A 17,788-nucleotide genomic window follows, 5' to 3' on the forward strand; every position below is an offset into this window, starting at 1 on the left:
GGTCTGGCGACGGGCGTCGCAATCGGCGTCTGGATTGCAGCTGGTAGGGTGCTGGCCGGCTAGGTCAAGATATAGCGCTCCGGACGGCGCTGTGGTTCATGGTTGTTACGGGTGGGGAGTAGCAACCATGACCTCAACGATCTTTTGGCGCGAGAGGGGCCGGAATATCGGCCGGCCTCAGGCGGCTCTCGCCGATTTCAAGGTATCATCGGCTCTGCCGCGGACAATCAGATGCGAATTGCACATACAGCCTGCCCTCTAGATCGGATTTGGAAGGGGGGTGCAAAGCGGTTGGTGACTGGCCCTTTGAAATCGCCAAGAGCGAAATTGATAGTGGGGAAGCTCCGCGGCTGCGTTTCCATTTCTAGCACTTTGCCGCGCTGTTTCTCAGCTTGGCCGTATATTTCGAAGGCCGATGCGGCTCTGGCAGCCATTTCGTGTTAAGTCTAGATTCCTATACCGCGCCCCCTGCCAATGCCGTGGTTGAGCGCGAGTTCCAAACCCAGACGGCGGCCGGATTCGACCTGAATGCCAAGCGCCTTCTTGTGATTGGCAAGCAGGGATTCAAGCTGCGGATCGCGTTCGAGGCTCTTGGCCATGTCGGACATGACCGAGCGCGTTGACTTGTAGCTGGCCATGTCGCCCGCCTGGTATTGGTCCTGGCTTGTCCCGTCGAGCTTCTGCCAGCGCTCTACGAAACGGCCGGCCCGGCGGGCCGGATCGGCTTCCGGTCCGGTACGAATTTCGGTTTCAAGTTGGAGAGCGAGCACGATGCGATTGACGCGACCGGTCCCCGCTTCGCGAACTAGCTCCGGATTCTTGATATAGGCCGCTTCGGCATCGCGCCAGCCATGAGGCCGAACCTTCTCGAAAGCGTCGCGCGCCTCTCTCAATTCCCGCATCTGCTGAGGAGTCCCCTGTCCGTCCGCATTTCCGGTGCGGATAACAGCGTCGAGCGCGCGCGCGTGACGCACAAGCGCCTTCGTGCGAGCGCTGCGCAACGCGGCTTCCGGGTCCACCGGCAAATCCGTTTCGCGCTGTGATCCCCTGGCGGAACCTTCTCTTCCAGGCGTGGGGCCGGCATCACCGTTTTGCCCTCCAACGTCTCCCCTTCCCGGCTGGTACCTACGGTCTTGCCCGGGCTCCGCGTCTGCGGGCGAGCGCAACCCATGGAGCAGCTCGCCGATCCTGTCGCGAAGCTTCTCAGGAACGATCCGGCGCACCATCTCGACCAGGCGCTGTCGGAAGGTGATGCCACGCCGTTCGGCATACGTTTGCGCCGGATCAATCTGGTCGTAATCCGACGCCATGTCCTTGGCGCGGTCGCGTGAGAGCGTCCGGACGAGGCGTTCGCGGGTCGCGAAGTCGTCGCTGCCGTAATGCAACTCCATCCTGTCGCGATGTCGCGACAGGGCAACGTAGCTGCCATGCGCATCCATGCCTGGCGTCGCCAGCACGTGCGTGCGGTCAACCGTCAAGCCCTGGGCCTTGTGAATGGTGGCGGCATAACCGTGGTCGATGTGGGCATAGTCTTTCAGGTCAAAGTGCACCGACCTGCCGTCGTCGGTTTGAACCGTCATCTTTTGGTCGCTGACCGCTTCAATTGCGCCGAGCGTGCCGTTCTTGACGCCAAGCCCGCGCTCGTTGCGCAGGAACATGACCCGGTCCCCGCTTGCGAAGTTTCTTGCACCGCGTTCAACGTCGACGTGAACCTCGTCGCTGAGATCTCCAGCAGCGCGCATACGCTCGCGCGCCGCCTGGTTGAGCGCACGCACTTCATCGTTCGTGTGGGTGAGAATGATCCGGCTCACCTCTGGTTCTGCCTGCCTGTCGCGATCCCAGCGTTCGACAAGAGCGCTGCGCGCCTTGTCCCGCGTCACTGCCTGGTGCACCATGCCTTGTGCGTCATAGGCACCAATCGCAGCGGCGATCCTGCCGGTTGCCAGATCGCGCGTCGCGTCACGCTGCCAGTCCTCGCGCTGCCGGCGCACCTGGCCGATTTCGACGCCGCCGTAGCGTTCATGGATTGAACGGAATGCGGCGCCGGCTTCGATCGCCTGCAATTGTTGGGGATCGCCGACAAGCACGACTTTCGCGCCAGCGTCCGCCGCATGGGAGAGCACGCGCTCCAACTGGCGGGTGCCGACCATGCCGGCCTCGTCGATCACCAGAACATCACGCGCAGTGAGCAGATCGCGGCCCTGTGCCCAGCTGTGCTCCATGCTGGCGATGGTTCGAGACGGGATGCCGGAACCGCTTTCGAGATTCTCGGCCGCGATACCGGAGAGTGCCGAGCCGCGAACTTCATAACCCGCTGCTCCCCATGCCTGCCGCGCGACGCCCAGCATGGCGCTCTTGCCGGTGCCGGCAAAACCGACAACGACACCAAGGCCATGCCCATCGGTGATGTGATCCAGCGCATCGTTCTGCTCACCTGTCAGAACTAGACTGCGCTGCCTGGCATGCGCCAGTGCCGCCTCGCGATGTCTGTCATTCACTGCATGACTCTCCTCCCCAGCCATGCGTTCCGCCGCGCGGTGAAGGCGCTGTTCAGTCTCGATCATTTGCCGGGTGGTGAATCGGTCTTCACCGCGTCCGTCCTTGCCGAGTTCGATCAGATCGGGCGCGTTGCTGATAGCTCGCGCAACCTCGTTGAATTGCTCGATTCCGTCGCTGTGCCGATGCGCGAACTTCGCAATATCCTTTCGGGTAAACGTCGACTGCTGATGCGTGATTGCATCGAGAGCCACGGATGGATCGGCAATGATGCGCGCGCCATTGTTGCGTGTGATCTCACGGTGCAGTTCGGCGCGATCGGCTTCGATGCCGGCGCCGCCAGTGCCGCCGCCCTCAATGCGTTGAGCCGGAGCACCAATCTGGGTTTGCGGCTCCAAGGCAATGCCCTGTGCTTCCAGACTGCGATGATCGATGCGGGCGTCGATATCGAGTTCGGCAAGGCGCTCATTGGCCAGCTCCGCCCATCGCTCGCGCCAGCGCTCGGCCATCTGGGTAGCGTTCCAGTCGCGCACCTTCGGGCCAAAGCCGTTCTCGTCCACGGATCGCATGGCGAGCATGACATGGGCGTGCGGTTTGGGACTGCCGTCCTCTGCCCTGTCCCAATGCACATTGAGGTCGGCGACCATACCTCGGCTGACAAACTCGGCTTGTACGAAGTCGCGCGCCAGTTCGATGCCTTGCGCCTGGCTCAGTTCGCGTGGGAGGGCAAATTCCACCTCGCGGGCAAGCTGCGCATCCTTCCTCACCTCGAACGCCTCGACATCGTTCCACAGCCGTTCGCGGTCGCTCCAGGCATCCGGCGCTTTCTCCGGCAGCAAGACCTCGGAATGGACGACGCCGCGCTTGGCCGAGAAGTCATGGCTTCGATCAATGCGCTCGTCACGTAGCCGCGACGCGGAGCGGTAGGCCGCAGACGCCACGGCGCTGGAGCCTGCCTTTCGGCCAATGACCTTGACGTGAAGATGATAGATCGCCATCGCGACCAGATCATTTGCACGTCCAAGCGCACGTCGGCACGACGTATAAGCGCGCCCTCCCTCGAAAAATTCTCGGGATGGACCAGCCCGTCCCGGGCTGTCCCGACAACCCTGAAGCCTTCCGGCAGATGCTCCCCTATCATTGCCGCATTGACGTCAGATGGAGACAAAGATGCGCAAACCACGTGACTTCGACGCGGAGCTGAAGGCGCTGGAAGAAAAGGCGCGCGCGCTCAAAACGAGGAAGGTACAGCAACTCGGTGAACTGGTGATCGCCACCGGGGCCGATCAACTCAGCACCGACGAACTGGCCGGCGCGCTGGTTGCCATCGCCGAAACAAATGAAGCCGCAAAGCGCGAGGCATGGGCCAAGCGTGGGGTGATGTTTTTCGAAAACAGGTCACGGCGAACTGCTCCGGCACCTACGCGCAACCTGCGTGTTGCTCCAGCGCAATCGGGTGGCTCAGAATCGCCGGCAAGCGGCTCTGGCTCGGCATGACATGCGCAACTGGCAGGTCGAGCGACGCCAGCGCACCCGACACCTGATCGAACTCGGCGGTCTCGTCGTCAAGGCAGGCATTGTTGAGCTGACAAATGACGATCGCGCCACCATCTACGGCGCGCTCCTCTCGCTCGCCGCCAAGCTGCAGAGCCATGAAGGCGAGCATGCGCGGGCACTATGGGCCGCAAAGGGAAGTCGGGCGTTCGATGCAGAACGGCATGAAGAGCGAAAGGACCAGCGAACATAGCTATGGTTGGCGAGCGGCAGGCGGTGCAAAGCGGTCCAGTTGGTGACAGCGGTCCAACTGCTTTGATCCGAAATGCGTATTTCACACTGATGGCAGGCCAGCCGTTGGACGTGTTTTTAGATCGACATATAGCATTCAGAACGAGTACGTACTTATCCTAGCGGCTGAGAGGGCTGCGATGCCCTCGAAGGGCGTGCCCGATGTGTAGCTATTGATGGCGCTTCCGCGCAGCATCCTCAGAGGAAACCGAGGCTGTGTTTTTTCGACAACGACAACAGCTCTGCGCCTAATGTCATCCTTAAAGTTAGCCCGGCCCGGGCCGAAATCAGACATGGTTTGAACTGGATGGACCGTTCACCGGCAGCCCACGACGCCTCGGCGGCGTTCTGAAGGAGATGTCGAGCAAGATCCCGACGAGACCTCATTCCGATACTCCGTGTGAGGACCGGTCGCACCGAGAGAGTCTTAAGTGATGAATTACGCTAGACTGCTTTGTGAAGGGGTTGGATCATGGTTGCAGTTTGAACATGCATGTGGTCGGACGGAACTGTTCAGTGAAAAATACCTTAGCCAGCCTGTTGGGCAAATCTTGAGCGCTCGTTCTGGAAGCCGTGCAAGGGCCGAGTATCTGCATCCTGTTTTATCCGACCTTGCCAAAGGCCCAGGAAGGCGTCCGGAGATCGATTTTGTTGTCTGCGACCCCTATCCTGATATCGCGATTGCGGTCGAGTCTAAGTGGATCGGAAAAACGAAACCGAGCATCGACAAGATCCTCTGGGATCTAATTCGACTGGAGATGCTTGCTCATCATAGCAGAGCACGGTGTTTCTTTCTTGTAGGGGGTACACGCGCCGATCTGGATAACTATTTTAAGCATAAGCTTTTCTCGGGAATAGAGCCTGGGAGCCAGACCAAAGCCCTCCTTAGAACTGACGTCAATCGCGCCCACAAAACTGCTTTAGTGCCAACGGCAGAATTGAGAATTCCGATCCTGAAGAAGCTTTTTGAGGCATATCAGCATTTTGAGTTTCCCCACTACGTGATTTCACGTCGGAGCAATCCATTTCCATCAGAGGGGCCGGGAAACCGCTACCAAGTCTACGTTTGGGAAATCTCGTCGGCCACCAATCGAGAGACCTTTCGGCCAAAGAACTCTCGACACTATTCGCTCGATGGCTCTAGCCAGCGGGATTTTTATCGAGACCGGGCCAAGCGATCCGAATCGGAAACGGACGGCATAATTCCCTAGAAGGAAGCGTTGAAACACACAGAAATCGAGGTGCGGCTCAGCTGCTGCTTTTGGACAGGCTTAACTCCAAACGGGATCGTCTGTTCCCGGCACCAAACACGACAGGTGCGCTTCGCACCCGCATTCCCGCCATTCGAGCGAACGCCGATGGCGACCGAAAGGTGACGTAGAAATCACATGCTTCTCTAGGCGTACCCGGCGCGCCGTTTGTCTGCCGACTGCAAGCGCCGCATCATCCTTCTGAGAGCGGCAAAAGTGGAAGACCAAGCTCCTGCAAGAATGTGTTGTGCTTCGCTGTCGCTTCGCGAATTTGCTTCTCGATGTCGACCAAGTCTTCATGGGCTGCCACCAGATCGATTTCGAGTTCCTCCTCGGCGGTGCTGATGTAGCGGGAGATATTGAGGTTGTAACCTTCCTGGGCGATGCGCTCTATGCTGACACGCTTGGAGTAGCGGTCCTCCTCCTTCCGGAACTGGTACGTCTCGACGATCTTGTTGATGTGCTTCTCTGCAAGTTGGTTCTGACGCTTCCCCTTGTCATAATGCTCCGGTCCGGCCGCGTTGATGAACAGAACATCGTCGGGTTTCTTGCACTTCTTCAGAACAAGGATGCAGACTGGGATACCCGTCGAATAGAACAGGTTGGCGGGGAGTCCGATGACTGTGTCGATGTGACCGTCCTTCAGCAGCTTGGTTCGAATGCGTTCTTCCGCCCCGCCTCTGAACAGCACCCCGTGCGGGAGGATGATGGCCATCACACCCTCATCCTTCAGATAGTGGAAACCGTGCAGCAGGAAGGCAAAGTCCGCGGCCGACTTGGGCGCCAGTCCGTAGTTCTTGAACCGAACATCGTCGCCCATCGCCTCGGTCGGTTCCCAGCGCAAGCTAAAGGGCGGGTTGGCCACGATGGCATCGAAGGAGGGCTTCTTGGCGGGATTCAACTCGCGGAGGATGTCCCAGTCATTTGTCAGCGTGTCGCCGTGGTAGATTTCGAATTCAGTGTCTTTTACGCCGTGCAGCAGCATGTTCATGCGCGCGAGGTTGTAGGTGGTAATGTTCTTTTCCTGCCCATAGATTCTGCCGATGCCGTGCGGCCCCATGCGCTTGCGCACATTCAGCAGCAGCGAGCCAGACCCGCACGCGAAATCGAGTACGCTGGCGAGCCGTTCTTTCTTTCCGGTTGCAGGCTCCTGGCTGTCGAGCGTCACGATAGCGGAAAGGATGTCTGACACCTGCTGCGGGGTATAGAATTCGCCCGCCTTCTTCCCGGAGCCGGCGGCGAATTGGCCGATCAGATATTCGTAGGCGTCGCCCAACGCATCCACATCCGAGGAGAAGTCGGCAAGCCCTTTGGCGATCTCGGTGATGATGGCGCAGAGTTTGGCGTTGCGATCAGCGTATGTCCGGCCGAGCTTGTCAGAACCAAGATTGATTTCCGAGAACAGGCCACCGAACGTGCTCTGGAACGACTCGTTTTCGATGTATTTGAAGCCCGCCTGCAGGGTGTTCAATAGTTCGTCGCTCTGTGTGCGCGCCATATGGGCGATGCTGGTCCAGAGGTGTTCCGGCTTGATTAGGTAGTGCGCCTTGAGGCGCATCTGCTTTTCAAAAGCCGCGACATCATCGGGGTTCTCCGCGTACCAAACAGACAGGGGCGAGCGCCCACCGTTGCCGATCGCGTTGGGGTCTGGGTAGTCGCGCCCGAGCTCCTTTTTCGCGGCCATCTCGTAATTGTCAGAGAGGTAGCGCAGGAAGAGGAACGACAGCATGTAGTCGCGGAAATCGTCCGCATTCATCGCGCCGCGAAGCGTATCGGCGATGTTCCAGAGCGTTTTGCCCAGTTGCTTTTTGTTTTGGTCGTTCATTGTGCGGGTGCTTCCTCAGGGGCGGGCGCGGGCGCCAGAGCTGCGGGCTGGGCCGGAACAAATCCCGGCAGGGCGAACTCAAAGCGGGTGATGAATTCGCGCAGGATTCGGCGGAAAAGTTCCTTGTTATCCTCGCCCATTTCAGTCGGTTCATGGATGGCATATGCGCCGTGGCTCAGAAGGTTAAGCGCACGGTTGAACAGTGCTCTGTCTTCATCGTTGTCGAGCGCCTTCAGGCAGAAGGCTATGCTCGGGTACCCGAAGAAAGATGCCGTCTTCTCCATGACACTGCGCAGCGCGTTGAAGTGGAAGGTGTAGAGCTTCCCCTTCTTCGGATCAGCCGCACGCTGCAATTCGGCGAGCGTCGCCACATGGTGAAAGAAGGGCGTGTCTTCCGTTGCCTGGAGCGTGTAGGTGCCATCGCCGCCCGGGCGGTGCAGAAAATAGCGCCGATGGTCGACCGAAGGCGCGTCATCAACCTTTCTGCCGACTTCGTTGCACATGACGTTGAAGAACAGCGCATGGTGTGAGGAGAAGATCACCTTGATCGGGGCGGACGCACCGTTCGCATTCTTTCGCTGGGCGGCCCGGCGGAGGAGTTTGGCCAGGTCGCAGGCAACCGAAATCGCGTTGTTGTCATCCAGCGACGAGATCGGGTCGTCGAGATAAAGGTACTTCTTCCCCTGATAGGATTCATGCCCATCCAGCATCCGTTCGCAGATGGCCATGAAGATGCACCAGATGAAGATGTTCTGTTCGCCCCGTGACACCTTGATGTTGCTCTGATCCCCCTTTCGAAAGCTCACGAAATCGGGCTTGGAGACTGTATCCTTGCCCTGCGGAACTTCCTTGTAGGTGAAATCGAAATCGAAGTCTGCGTATCGAGAAAGATATCGGGCAATCGTTTCGTCCAAAGCGAGTTCGGTCATCGCGTTGAAGAAGGACGACTTCTCGTTCAGTTGAAGGCGACGCACGCTGTCGCCCTCAAGGTCGTTTTCCCAAACGAACAAATCCTCGGTGAAGGCGTTGAAATAGAGCGTGTCGGGCGTGCCGGTCAGGTTCTTCTTGGTCTTGCGCTTCCCGGCATCCTTGAACTCCATCGACAGACGTGTCTTGCCGGTGCGGTTATAGGCGTAAATCAGGACCAGCGAGAGTGGCTTCGTCGGGTTGTTCAGATCGTCGCGAAGCCTCGCCACCAGAGTCTTCAGGTACTTGTAGGTGCTCATGCATCATGCTCCGCGACCATGGGGAAAAGCTGCTGCATCAGCCCCTTCTTGTGGAGCTTGAGTGTGTCGAGCTTTCGGCTCTCGGCGGCGATGAGGTCATCGAGGGAGGTAAGGCAGTCGGCGATGCGTTTTTGCTCGGGCTCTTTAGGAAGCGGAATCGGAATGCTTTCGAGTTTCGCCTTGTTGAGCTTTGGCTGGGCCATTCCCGTTATGAAGTCGTCTAGTTTGATCGAGTTCAGATAGACCTCGACAAACTTCTGAGTGAACCCATGCTTGAATCGAAGGACGTGCGCATGGTTGTTTACCCATGTCTTTCCAAAAATAGCGAAAGCGATCGGGTAGGTTCGAGCGAGAAGATTTGCGCCGTCCTCCGAGACGCAAAGGAGATCTTCGTCAAAAATATAGCCTTCAACATAGTCAACGATCCCTGATGCCCCATAGTAGGGAACGTTTCCAGCGACGCGGGCGCCTGAAGTTATCGGAACGCGCTTATTATCGAGGTTCTCGCCGACTCTCCCGAGCGGCTTCACCGACCACTCCCCCGCCCCCTCGAACTCGGGGAAGCGTAGGCGTGGTTGGGTTTCGCGTTCCTGGGGGAAAAGCTGCTGCATCAGGCCCTTTTTGTGGGCCCTCAGCGCCTCCACCTTCCGCCCCTGCGCAGCAATCAGCGCGTCCACCGTGTCCAGACAGTCGGCGATCTTTTGTTGTTCTGCGACTGTCGGCAGCGGGGTGCGCCACTCGCAAAGCTTACTGAAATACAATCTGGTTCGGGTGCCGCCCGCCTTCTCTGAGAACGCGAAACGCTTGAACTCTTCACCCTCATTCAGCAATTCGAGCAGAAACTTGGAATCAAGACCGACTACGTCAAAAACTGGATATTCTTTGCTCACGGCGATTTCGCCGCCGGTACTATTGATGTTGAACTTGAATGAGCCATCGTCGCTCATGTGGCGATAAACGAAGCAACCGGGCGGCACCACGCCATAGTCATTATTGTTCTGAAGGACCCTTCCGTCGAAATATGTGTCTTGGCGCCGCAGCCCCTCTCTAGTTGAGCTAAAGATCGGCAGTGTGGTGTTTGATGGAACTCGGCCGCTAGTATCCCTCAAAAAGGGGGCCAAACGCTTATTGTTCCATCCAGCTGCTTCCCGAAACTCCGGAAACCGCAGCTTCGGCACCAGCGCAGCCGCACCGCCCGTCTTGGCAGACGATTGCCCCTTACTGCTCATATGCGCTGAGCCCCGAGATTTCACGGCCACCGGCACGCTTGAGGAGCAGCGGCATCAGGTCGGCCATCAGGTCCAGCTCTTTCACCCGCCGCGCCTTCCAATTCAGGCCCAGGGGGTCCATCAGGTCGGTCAGCGCCTCGCCATCAAAGATCATCCGTTGCAGGATGGTGTCGACAAAGCCTTGCAGCGCCTCTGTGGCCAGCCCGTGCTTGCCCGCGATGCCCGCCAGTTCCGCCGCGTTCTTTTCCGCCTTGAAGCGGCCGTAGCCGTCGCGGATGGCCTTTTCGCTTAAGCCCTCGCCAGCCTTCAGCGTGTTGATATAGGCGGCGATATCCTCGCGCTCGTCCATGAACTTGGCATCGGATTGGATCAGGCCAATCAGCTCCTCGCGGCTCATCTTCTGCTTGCCGGGGGTCGCCTCGGAATAGCGGGCGATCAGGCCCATAATGTAGTCGTAGTCGATGACGGCCGAAGCGAAGAGGACGAACTCGAAATCAAGCTGGTTCGCTTCCTGTGTCGGCTTGTCCGCGCCCTTGCCCTGCTGAGCACGGAGGCGCTGGGCTGTTTCCAGATAGGCGCCGCGGAAGCCAAGGAGGTTGTCGCGCGGCAGGACCTGTTCGATCGCTGCGGCATTTTCAGGGGTCAAGTCTGTGTACTGGTCAAGCTGGGTCTTGAGCCGCTGAACCTCCTTGAAATGCTCGATGAACGCTGCGCGGGCGGCGTCGCCTTTGAGGTTCGGCACGGCATCGGGGGCGCTGTCGAGGCCCTGCGACTTCATGAAGGCGTCGAGCTTCTGCACTGCGACTTCCAGTTTCTGGATGACCACAGGGGCCTTATCCACCAGCCAGATTTCACGGGCCTTTTCGGCAGCTGCCTCACCGGAGAAGAGGGCGATGGCAGTATCGACGGCCGCCTGCTGCTGGCGGAAGTCGAGGATGTTGCCGTAGGGTTTGGTGGCGTTCAGCACCCGGTTCGTGCGCGAGAAAGCCTGGATCAAGCCGTGATGCTTCAGGTTCTTGTCGACGTAGAGTGTGTTCAGGAACTTGGAGTCAAAGCCCGTCAGCAGCATGTCGACGACAATCGTGATGTCGATCTTGTGGTGCTGCTGATTGGGGTAGGCTTTCCGCAGGTCGGCTTCGGGCCACTGCTGGTCTTTTATGCGCTTCTGCACGTCCTGATAATACAGGTCGAATTCCCCAACCTTGTGGCTGGTGCCGTAGTGGGCGTTGTAGTCCGCGAGGATGGTCTTCAGGGCCTCCTTCTTCTTCTCCGGCTCGACAGCGTTGTCTTCCTTCTCCTGCGGCAAGTCTTCCTGGATCTGCTTCACATCAGGATCGCCTTCGGCAGGCGGGGAGAAGACGCAGACGATGCTCAGCGGCTGGAACCCGGGATCGGCGGCCAGCTTCTCGACCTGCATGGTCTTGAAAAGCGCATGATACTCGATCGCGTCATTGATCGACGAGGTGGCAAGCAAAGCGTTGAACCGACGCTGGCCGGTGGCCGCGTCATGCTTGGACAGTATCGCCTCAATCACCGCCCGCTTGGCTGGAGCTTCGCCCGGCTTGGGCAGGGCTTTGCCCTGTGGCTTGAAGTAATCGACATGGAACCGAAGGACGTTTCCGTCCTCGATGGCATGGGTGATCGTGTAGGTGTGAAGGCGCTGCTGGAAGAGGTCTTCCGTCGTCTTCATGCTAGCTTGGGTGTCCTCGACCTTCTGCTGGGTGGCGTTCTGATCGAAGATGGGCGTTCCGGTGAAACCGAAGAGCTGTGCCTGTGGGAAAAATTCCTTGATTGCCTTGTGGTTCTCGCCGAACTGCGATCGGTGGCATTCGTCGAAGATGAAGGCGATGCGCTTATCTCGGAGCGGTTCCAGCTGTTCCTTGAAACTCTTCTTGCCGTCCTTCTTCTTCTGCTTGTTGCGCTTGCTGTTTTCGTCAAGGGCCAGGCCCAGCTTCTGGATCGTGCAGACGATGACCTTGTCGGTGTAGTCGTCCGAAAGGAGGCGACGAACGAGGGAAGCGGTGTTGGTGTTCTCCTCGACGCAGCCCTCCTGGAACTTGTTGAACTCCTCGCGCGTCTGCCTATCAAGGTCCTTTCGGTCTACGACGAAGAGGCACTTCTCGATGTCCGGATTGTCCTTCAGGAGCGTTGACGCCTTGAAGGAGGTCAGCGTCTTGCCGCTGCCGGTGGTATGCCAGACGTAGCCATTGCCGCAGTCTTGCGTGATGGAGTCGACAATGGCCTTCACCGCATAGACCTGATACGGCCGCATCATCAGGAGCTTTTGCTCGCTTGCGACCAGAACCATATAACGGCTGATGGTCTGGCCGAGCGTGCACTTGGCGAGGAAGGTCTCGGAAAAATTGTCGAGATGGACAATCTTCGTGTTGTCTACATCGGCGAACTCATAGACCGGCAGGAAGCGCTCCTCGGCATTAAAAGCGAAATGGCGCGCATTGTTGTTCGCAAAGTAGAATGTCCGATCGCGGTTGCTGACAATGAATAGCTGAAGAAAGCACAGAAGGGTCTTGGTATAGCCATTTCCGGGGTCGTTCTTGTATTCGACGATCTGCTCCATGGCGCGGCGCGGGCCAATGCCAAGCGTTTTTAGTTCGATCTGGACCACCGGCACGCCGTTGATCATGAGAATGACGTCGTACCGATGGTGACTGTTGTCCGTGTTGACGCGAAGCTGGTTGACAACTTCAAAAGCGTTTTTGCACCAGTCCTTGATGTTGACGAGGGTGTAGTTGAGCGGAGTGCCATCATCACGCGTGAAGCTGTTACGTTCACGGAGGATGCGAGCGGCTGTGAAGACATCTGGCGTAACGATCTCGTCGAGAAGCCGAGAGAACTCCGCATCTGTGAGGCTAACGCGATTTAGCTCTTCAAACCTCTTTCGGAAATTTTGTTCTAGCGAGGCGCGGTCGCGAATGTCTGGGCGATGCTCATATTTCAGATCCTGCAGCTTTATAACAAGTGACTTCTCGAGGCCGCTTTCAGTTGTGTTCATAGTGAGAATGCCACTCCATCGTCACAAAGCCGTATAGGGCCCTTTCGAGGATTCGACACTTGTAGCTGTAGACAGGATTGGCTGCTAGACACCACATGCGATATGCGAACGGACAGCCGGTTCCCGGCCCTGACTTCGGAAGATTTGGGGCTTTAGCGGTGCTCACATTCCCCCGGCGCTGATTCTGCTGTATCGCCTTAGGGGATATTCTTATCAGGCATTATCGTCGGGGGAGCCATCGTGACTACCGTTGCTCAGGCCTATCTCCATACGAGCAAGAACGGAACGGATGCCGAGCTGGCCGAGTGGGGTCTTCGGGCGGAGGCGCTTGCCTATGAGATCGCAAGCTCCGTGTTTCCGATGGAAGTCGAACTCGAGATCGTGTTTCAAGTCGGCAGCCTCATTTCGAGGTCGCTTGTCAAGAAGATCGGTGCCGGGCTTTTGGCTGCTTACGGAGGTATAGCAATTTACCCCGACTTCAAAAACGGCTTGCTCGAAGCCATTGCTGATGCCCGGACATTCTCGGGGGCGTTCAACGAAAGATTTATGTCCGAAGCGGGAATTAAAGCGAAAGATATCGTAGCCCGCCAGCGCCGCATCGAAACTCCCGGCAGGATCAACCGGGCTCTCGACCGGCTGGAGAACCTGGAACGGAACACCTCAGCGGACCGCGGCTTAAGGTATCATCAGGAACTGCACGACGCTGTAACTCAACTCCAATGGGGCCTGTCGGACTTAGAGCACTCCGACCGACAACAGGCTGTCCAGCTAATCGTTGAATATCATGAGCCCCGTCTTCCAGAGCCGCTTCTGCCTCAGCTCATGCGGCCTGTAGCATGGAGGCGGGAGGACGAGGAGTTTGGGCTGGTGGAATCCGCCGCGGCTCGTCCTGACATCAAGTTCTTGGCCAAGCTAAGGACTGACGAACCTCTGAGAAGCCAGCATCTGCTGGAGGACAAGAAGACCGAACGGGGCAAGCTCAAGCATTAGCCGCGATGAGTGACCCGTTCACAATCACGTGAACTTTCGGTCGCCTCCTGCCTATAGATGCACCTCAACCAACGGCGGGTTCCAGATGCGGCGGATCGTATCCGGACGGTGATGATGGGGTCAGACGCTGAACGGCAGCTTGTCGTGAAGCCTAGCTGAAGCCTGACGGCCGGCTCCCGGCCCAAATCGGCCATTCGGCGGAAGGGACGCGTTCAGTGTGAAATCAGTCTTTCGCGCTAATGCTTTAGGCCGCCTGCCAAACTTGGTTCAATATTCGTGCGGCGAGTGCGGCTGTGTCTTGGGGCAAGAAACGACCGTAGTGGTGCGCCACCATATCGGGTGTGTCCTGGATCGCGTAACTTGCCTGTTCATATGAGCCGGTTTGTTTCAGTATGTGCGTTGCCAGCACGTCACGAACATTGTGCGGCCCGTGAGGGAGAAGGCCGGCGATCACGCCGCGATGCGTATATGGATTGTAGATGCCATATCGCTGGATGACCAGGCGCCATGCCTCATAGAATGTATTTCGATCGTACGCAGCGTCCTTGCTGGTCGCCTTGACCGTTTTAATGAAGAAGGTGCCGGGGTCTTCTGTTCCTCCAAGCAGCACTCGGCGGTGGCGATCGATATACGCTTCGATGTGCTCGTAAAGACCGCCCAGGTTCGGCAGGACGAGCCGAAACGGCTTGCTGCCGAAAAAGGATGAGTTCGCATTCTTGAAAGCGACTGAAGGAATGAGCACCTCCCAGCCCTGTTCACGTTCGCTCCAGCGGAGTTCACCTCGCTTCATGTCAGCTAGCTGGCGCTCAGACCTCGGCAGTCTCCCACGCTCACTGACCATCAGCTGGCGCAGGTTCTTCTGCCGCAACCCAAGATGCAGCCCGAACCGAAGCATCAGGAACGAGCGCACTGCTTCGGCGGCAGGACGGCGATGGATGCGTTCATCTGGCATGAGCCGGAGAATCTCTTCAGTGATCTTTCGATACTCCCCGACTGGGCTATCGGCCTCCAACACAGGCATGATTGGTTCAAAGGGATCACGATGCACACGCGCGACGCGCTGGATCTCCTTCACGCGGGAGGAGGCGTGCTTGAAGTAGACATCGCAGGCGTCTTCCCAATCCCCGCAGGCGCGATCAATGTCGGTCTGTGAAACTAGCCCGCTGATGGGGCGGATTCGCAACGCTAGGTGAGGTTGCTGCCTCAGCCAGCCCGTGTCCTTGCGGGTGAGCGCGAGCGAAATTCGCAGCATGTCCACCTCCCATGCAGTGTAGAACCCGCGCCGCCTCTCGCGCCATTGCACATACCAGTCCCAGACAGAGGGGAAGACGAGCAGGCCAAAAGTCACATGCTGCGTCGGAACGCCATAGCCACGTACGGGTCCGCGCGGATGCGCTGCCAAAGCACCGAACATCAAACCGAGATGCTCGACCTTCTGCGATGCCGTCTCTTCGCCCCAAACACCGTTGCGCTGTAGCCCGAACGCAGTAAGCGTCGCGGTCTTGAAGCGGATCAGATCCGCCATTTCCATTGCAAGCGCAGGCGGAGCGTCGATGACCCCGGACATCAGGTCGGGGTCCGTGAACTGGGCCCCATCATTGTCCTCTTGATCGCGCTGAATTCTATAGCCATCATTTGCAGCATCCGACTGGCCATAGGTGATACCCGGAAAACGGATGGCGTAGCGCTGTTTCAACGCGGCCGCCTGGAATTTCCGGTAATCAGTTGACCCGCTGATAATCACGCGCCGAACCCATTCCAGGATATCCTCCTGTTCCTCGGAACGACGGGTGTTGAAGTCGTCAGGCAAGTGCCAGGCAAGCCGACGGCGTTCAGCCGAGCCGATATCATCGAGAATGTGGCCGGAGGCGGAGCGCGTCTGGAGTGGGAGTTTCGCTTTAAAATACCCTGCCGAAAGGCGATAACGGCGCTCGATCCGAGCTAGCACCTCCATACTCGCCACGCTACGTGGCGCTTTTGACCCCTGCAGCCAGTGACGAATTGTCGAGCGGTCGAGACTCTCGTCGTCACGGACAACAGCACGATGTAGATGCCAATAGCTGTCGCCATGGCGGCGCATCTGGAATGCCAGAGCCGCCTGGAAGCTCGGGGGATCAAGCGCTTCCTCGAAAAGAGGTTGTGGGAACTCCTCGATAGCGCGCGGTTTTATGCCGGTCTTTCGCCTGTCTACTGCAGCCTCTCGCTCCGACCGCTCGAGCTTTTTTAGACGACTTGGACCTGGCGCCTTCCCTGCCGGCGGCTGCGGAGGTTCCCGCTCATGACGCTGCGGTTTAGTGTTGCGACGGCCGGCGATGGTCGCTCGCTTCGGCGCAGTTTTCGTGTATCGGGCGATCGCGTCCAATACTGGTTCGATTGCGGTTCGGGCAGATCGAAGCGCTTCACCGTCGAGGTCGCAATAGATGCCGATTTCTTGCCAATCATAGCCGCGCAGTTTTCGCGGCGGTGTTTTAGCACAGGAGATCAGGTTGAGCAGAAACGCTCTGATGCGCGCGCTTTCTTGAGGGGGGAACAGAGGGTCGAGACGGATGCGGCAGTAATCAGAGATTTTGCGGGAAAGCAGTCTGGTATGCGAAGTTTCAGTCATGCGGGCAAGCAATGGAGTTCGTCAGCGACGGTGGGTGGAGGAGTGCACGCCCATACGCGATTCTTGTCGCTTGGGAGGACCAAAGCGCATGTGTCTTACAGAAATGTCGAGCATGACGTGGAACCTAAAGGCGCCACGCCGGACCTCCTACGACTTAACCCCGCAGTGAGGACGTGATCCGATTCCATCATGGCAGTTTTCTTGTTCCGGCCTCGCTCGCGAACACGCGCAATTCGGCTGGTGCAGCATTGTAGAAAGTTCGAAAATAGAACCCCAACCATACTTCATTTGTTTAATATTTTCAACGCTTTACGTGAATTTCAATTTCCTGATGCAGGTGATTCTTGGGGACCAATTTAGGAGATTTTTTGGGGGGTTAGGCGGGTTCGGCAGCAACATTGCCGTTCTCCACTGCCGCACAGTAGCGCTCAAATGCCGAAGCGCTCGCGCCAGAACGATCAATCTCATAAAATTCAATCTTTCTGTCCTCCCGCACGACAGCTTCTCCGAACGACAAATCGCAGTTGAAAACATCCATCGCCGCCGCTGGCGGGCGCGTCTTGTCTCCATTGATTTGAAATCCTGAGTCCGCGAGCACCGCGACCAACCCATTGAAGGCGACCGTCAGCGCGTCCAGATCGTTACCGGACAGCGCGATGTCGTCCATGTAGACCGATTTTAGGATGTCGTCGGGCAGGCCTCGGAGATAATTTCCAACTGGCGAGGTCATCAGGGCCAAGGAGGCAAGAATTGGCGACTGCACGAAACCATACGGCAATGCGTAGCTGGGGTCGCCATAGGGGTTCTTGACGGTTGACCATTTCGCATAGTGTTCCGAACGGGCGAGCCCGATGGCCCGAAGAGCATGCATAACGCGGCTCCGGCCGATCCCATAAAAGAACCGCTCTATATCAATGCGAGCGAAAAACTTGCGCTGACGATGCGCGTGGAGTGCGGCGACGTGTCCGCCGGGAAGGAAGTGAAAAACGAATGGGTCGAACTGATAAGCTTCTTCGACCTGGGCCTTGATATCGTAGCCGATCTTTCTTCCAAAGTCGCTTGGCTTGAAAACAGGCTTTCCGCCAAGCTTAAACGAGTAATCGAAATTTTCGAACCGGACCGGCATAGTTGACGACCTTGCTTACAAGCTCAACAATCTTTTCTAGCACCTCAAGGGCGACTAGAGCAGACGGCAAATACTTGCAAACAAGGTCTATGAGACGTGGATGTTTCTTCCGCATGCTCGTAACCTCATTGCTAGCTACCGGCAACCTGCAACTCCAAATTTGCAAGGAGTTGTCAACTGAGAGAACCCATATGGGCCTCGAAGCGTGTCGTCCCATGGTCATCCCGGAGGATTTCCATCAGG

General features: G+C 57.9%; 11 protein-coding genes. 4 read left to right on the forward strand and 7 right to left on the reverse strand.

What is annotated here, in order from left to right:
• Positions 1 to 446: 446 nt before the first annotated feature.
• Positions 447 to 3,494: a Ti-type conjugative transfer relaxase TraA gene (gene traA, locus EN742_RS05865; RefSeq protein ID WP_128332525.1), complete on the reverse strand. Its 3,048-nt coding sequence runs from the start codon at positions 3,492 to 3,494 to the stop codon at positions 447 to 449.
• Positions 3,495 to 3,666: 172 nt separating this feature from the next.
• On the opposite strand from traA, the gene EN742_RS05870 reads away from it, so the two are divergent.
• The 3 genes from EN742_RS05870 (at position 3,667) to EN742_RS05880 (ending at position 5,492) form a co-directional block, all read left to right on the forward strand.
• Positions 3,667 to 3,993 (forward strand): conjugal transfer protein TraD, encoded by a 327-nt coding sequence (locus EN742_RS05870; RefSeq protein ID WP_128332526.1) that lies wholly within the window; start codon positions 3,667 to 3,669, stop codon positions 3,991 to 3,993.
• Position 3,994: 1 nt separating this feature from the next.
• Positions 3,995 to 4,243: a conjugal transfer protein TraD gene (locus EN742_RS05875; protein WP_128332527.1), complete on the forward strand. Its 249-nt coding sequence runs from the start codon at positions 3,995 to 3,997 to the stop codon at positions 4,241 to 4,243.
• Between the two features lie 514 nt (positions 4,244 to 4,757).
• A complete protein-coding gene (locus tag EN742_RS05880; protein ID WP_128332528.1) occupies positions 4,758 to 5,492 on the forward strand; it encodes a hypothetical protein in 735 nt (244 codons plus the stop codon).
• Positions 5,493 to 5,724: 232 nt separating this feature from the next.
• Here EN742_RS05880 and EN742_RS05885 read toward each other — a convergent pair whose 3' ends face one another.
• The 4 genes from EN742_RS05885 to EN742_RS05900 are packed head-to-tail and all read right to left on the reverse strand — an operon-like array spanning position 5,725 to position 12,824.
• Complete coding sequence (locus EN742_RS05885; protein WP_128332529.1) at positions 5,725 to 7,356, reverse strand: type I restriction-modification system subunit M; 1,632 nt, start codon at positions 7,354 to 7,356, stop codon at positions 5,725 to 5,727.
• Entirely contained in the window at positions 7,353 to 8,582 is a 1,230-nt protein-coding gene (locus tag EN742_RS05890) for an AAA family ATPase (RefSeq protein WP_128332530.1), read from the reverse strand. The genes EN742_RS05885 and EN742_RS05890 overlap by 4 nt, the downstream gene beginning before the upstream one ends.
• The gene (locus tag EN742_RS05895) at positions 8,579 to 9,811 is read right to left on the reverse strand and encodes a restriction endonuclease subunit S (RefSeq protein ID WP_210214430.1); all 1,233 of its coding nucleotides are present in this window, start codon (positions 9,809 to 9,811) and stop codon (positions 8,579 to 8,581) included. Before EN742_RS05895 ends, EN742_RS05890 begins: the two co-directional genes overlap by 4 nt.
• A complete protein-coding gene (locus EN742_RS05900) occupies positions 9,801 to 12,824 on the reverse strand; it encodes a type I restriction endonuclease subunit R (protein WP_128332531.1) in 3,024 nt (1,007 codons plus the stop codon). Before EN742_RS05900 ends, EN742_RS05895 begins: the two co-directional genes overlap by 11 nt.
• Before the next feature lie 240 nt (positions 12,825 to 13,064).
• Between EN742_RS05900 and EN742_RS05905 the strand changes: the two genes are divergently transcribed.
• Positions 13,065 to 13,814: a hypothetical protein gene (locus EN742_RS05905; RefSeq protein WP_128332532.1), complete on the forward strand. Its 750-nt coding sequence runs from the start codon at positions 13,065 to 13,067 to the stop codon at positions 13,812 to 13,814.
• Positions 13,815 to 14,058: 244 nt separating this feature from the next.
• On the opposite strand, the gene EN742_RS05910 is transcribed toward EN742_RS05905, so the two are convergent.
• Both EN742_RS05910 and EN742_RS05915 read right to left on the reverse strand, forming a co-directional pair.
• On the reverse strand, positions 14,059 to 16,419 hold the full coding sequence (locus tag EN742_RS05910) for a hypothetical protein (RefSeq protein ID WP_128332533.1): 2,361 nt from the start codon (positions 16,417 to 16,419) through the stop codon (positions 14,059 to 14,061).
• A gap of 376 nt (positions 16,420 to 16,795) precedes the next feature.
• On the reverse strand, positions 16,796 to 17,545 hold the full coding sequence (locus EN742_RS05915; protein WP_128332534.1) for a reverse transcriptase domain-containing protein: 750 nt from the start codon (positions 17,543 to 17,545) through the stop codon (positions 16,796 to 16,798).
• Positions 17,546 to 17,788 lie beyond the last annotated feature (243 nt).

This window comes from Mesorhizobium sp. M4A.F.Ca.ET.020.02.1.1 (assembly GCF_004022645.1).
Classification (GTDB): Bacteria; Pseudomonadota; Alphaproteobacteria; order Rhizobiales; family Rhizobiaceae; genus Mesorhizobium.

Bases quoted from the DNA above. Each gene is read 5' to 3' on its own strand.
- EN742_RS05885 (WP_128332529.1), bottom strand. From the start codon at position 7,356: ATGAACGACCAAAACAAAAAGCAACTGGGCAAAACGCTCTGGAACATC.
- EN742_RS05895 (WP_210214430.1), bottom strand. From the start codon at position 9,811: ATGAGCAGTAAGGGGCAATCGTCTGCCAAGACGGGCGGTGCGGCTGCG.
- EN742_RS05890 (WP_128332530.1), bottom strand. From the start codon at position 8,582: ATGAGCACCTACAAGTACCTGAAGACTCTGGTGGCGAGGCTTCGCGAC.
- traA (WP_128332525.1), bottom strand. From the start codon at position 3,494: ATGGCGATCTATCATCTTCACGTCAAGGTCATTGGCCGAAAGGCAGGC.
- EN742_RS05910 (WP_128332533.1), bottom strand. From the start codon at position 16,419: ATGACTGAAACTTCGCATACCAGACTGCTTTCCCGCAAAATCTCTGAT.
- EN742_RS05875 (WP_128332527.1), top strand. From the start codon at position 3,995: ATGCGCAACTGGCAGGTCGAGCGACGCCAGCGCACCCGACACCTGATC.
- EN742_RS05870 (WP_128332526.1), top strand. From the start codon at position 3,667: ATGCGCAAACCACGTGACTTCGACGCGGAGCTGAAGGCGCTGGAAGAA.
- EN742_RS05900 (WP_128332531.1), bottom strand. From the start codon at position 12,824: ATGAACACAACTGAAAGCGGCCTCGAGAAGTCACTTGTTATAAAGCTG.
- EN742_RS05915 (WP_128332534.1), bottom strand. From the start codon at position 17,545: ATGCCGGTCCGGTTCGAAAATTTCGATTACTCGTTTAAGCTTGGCGGA.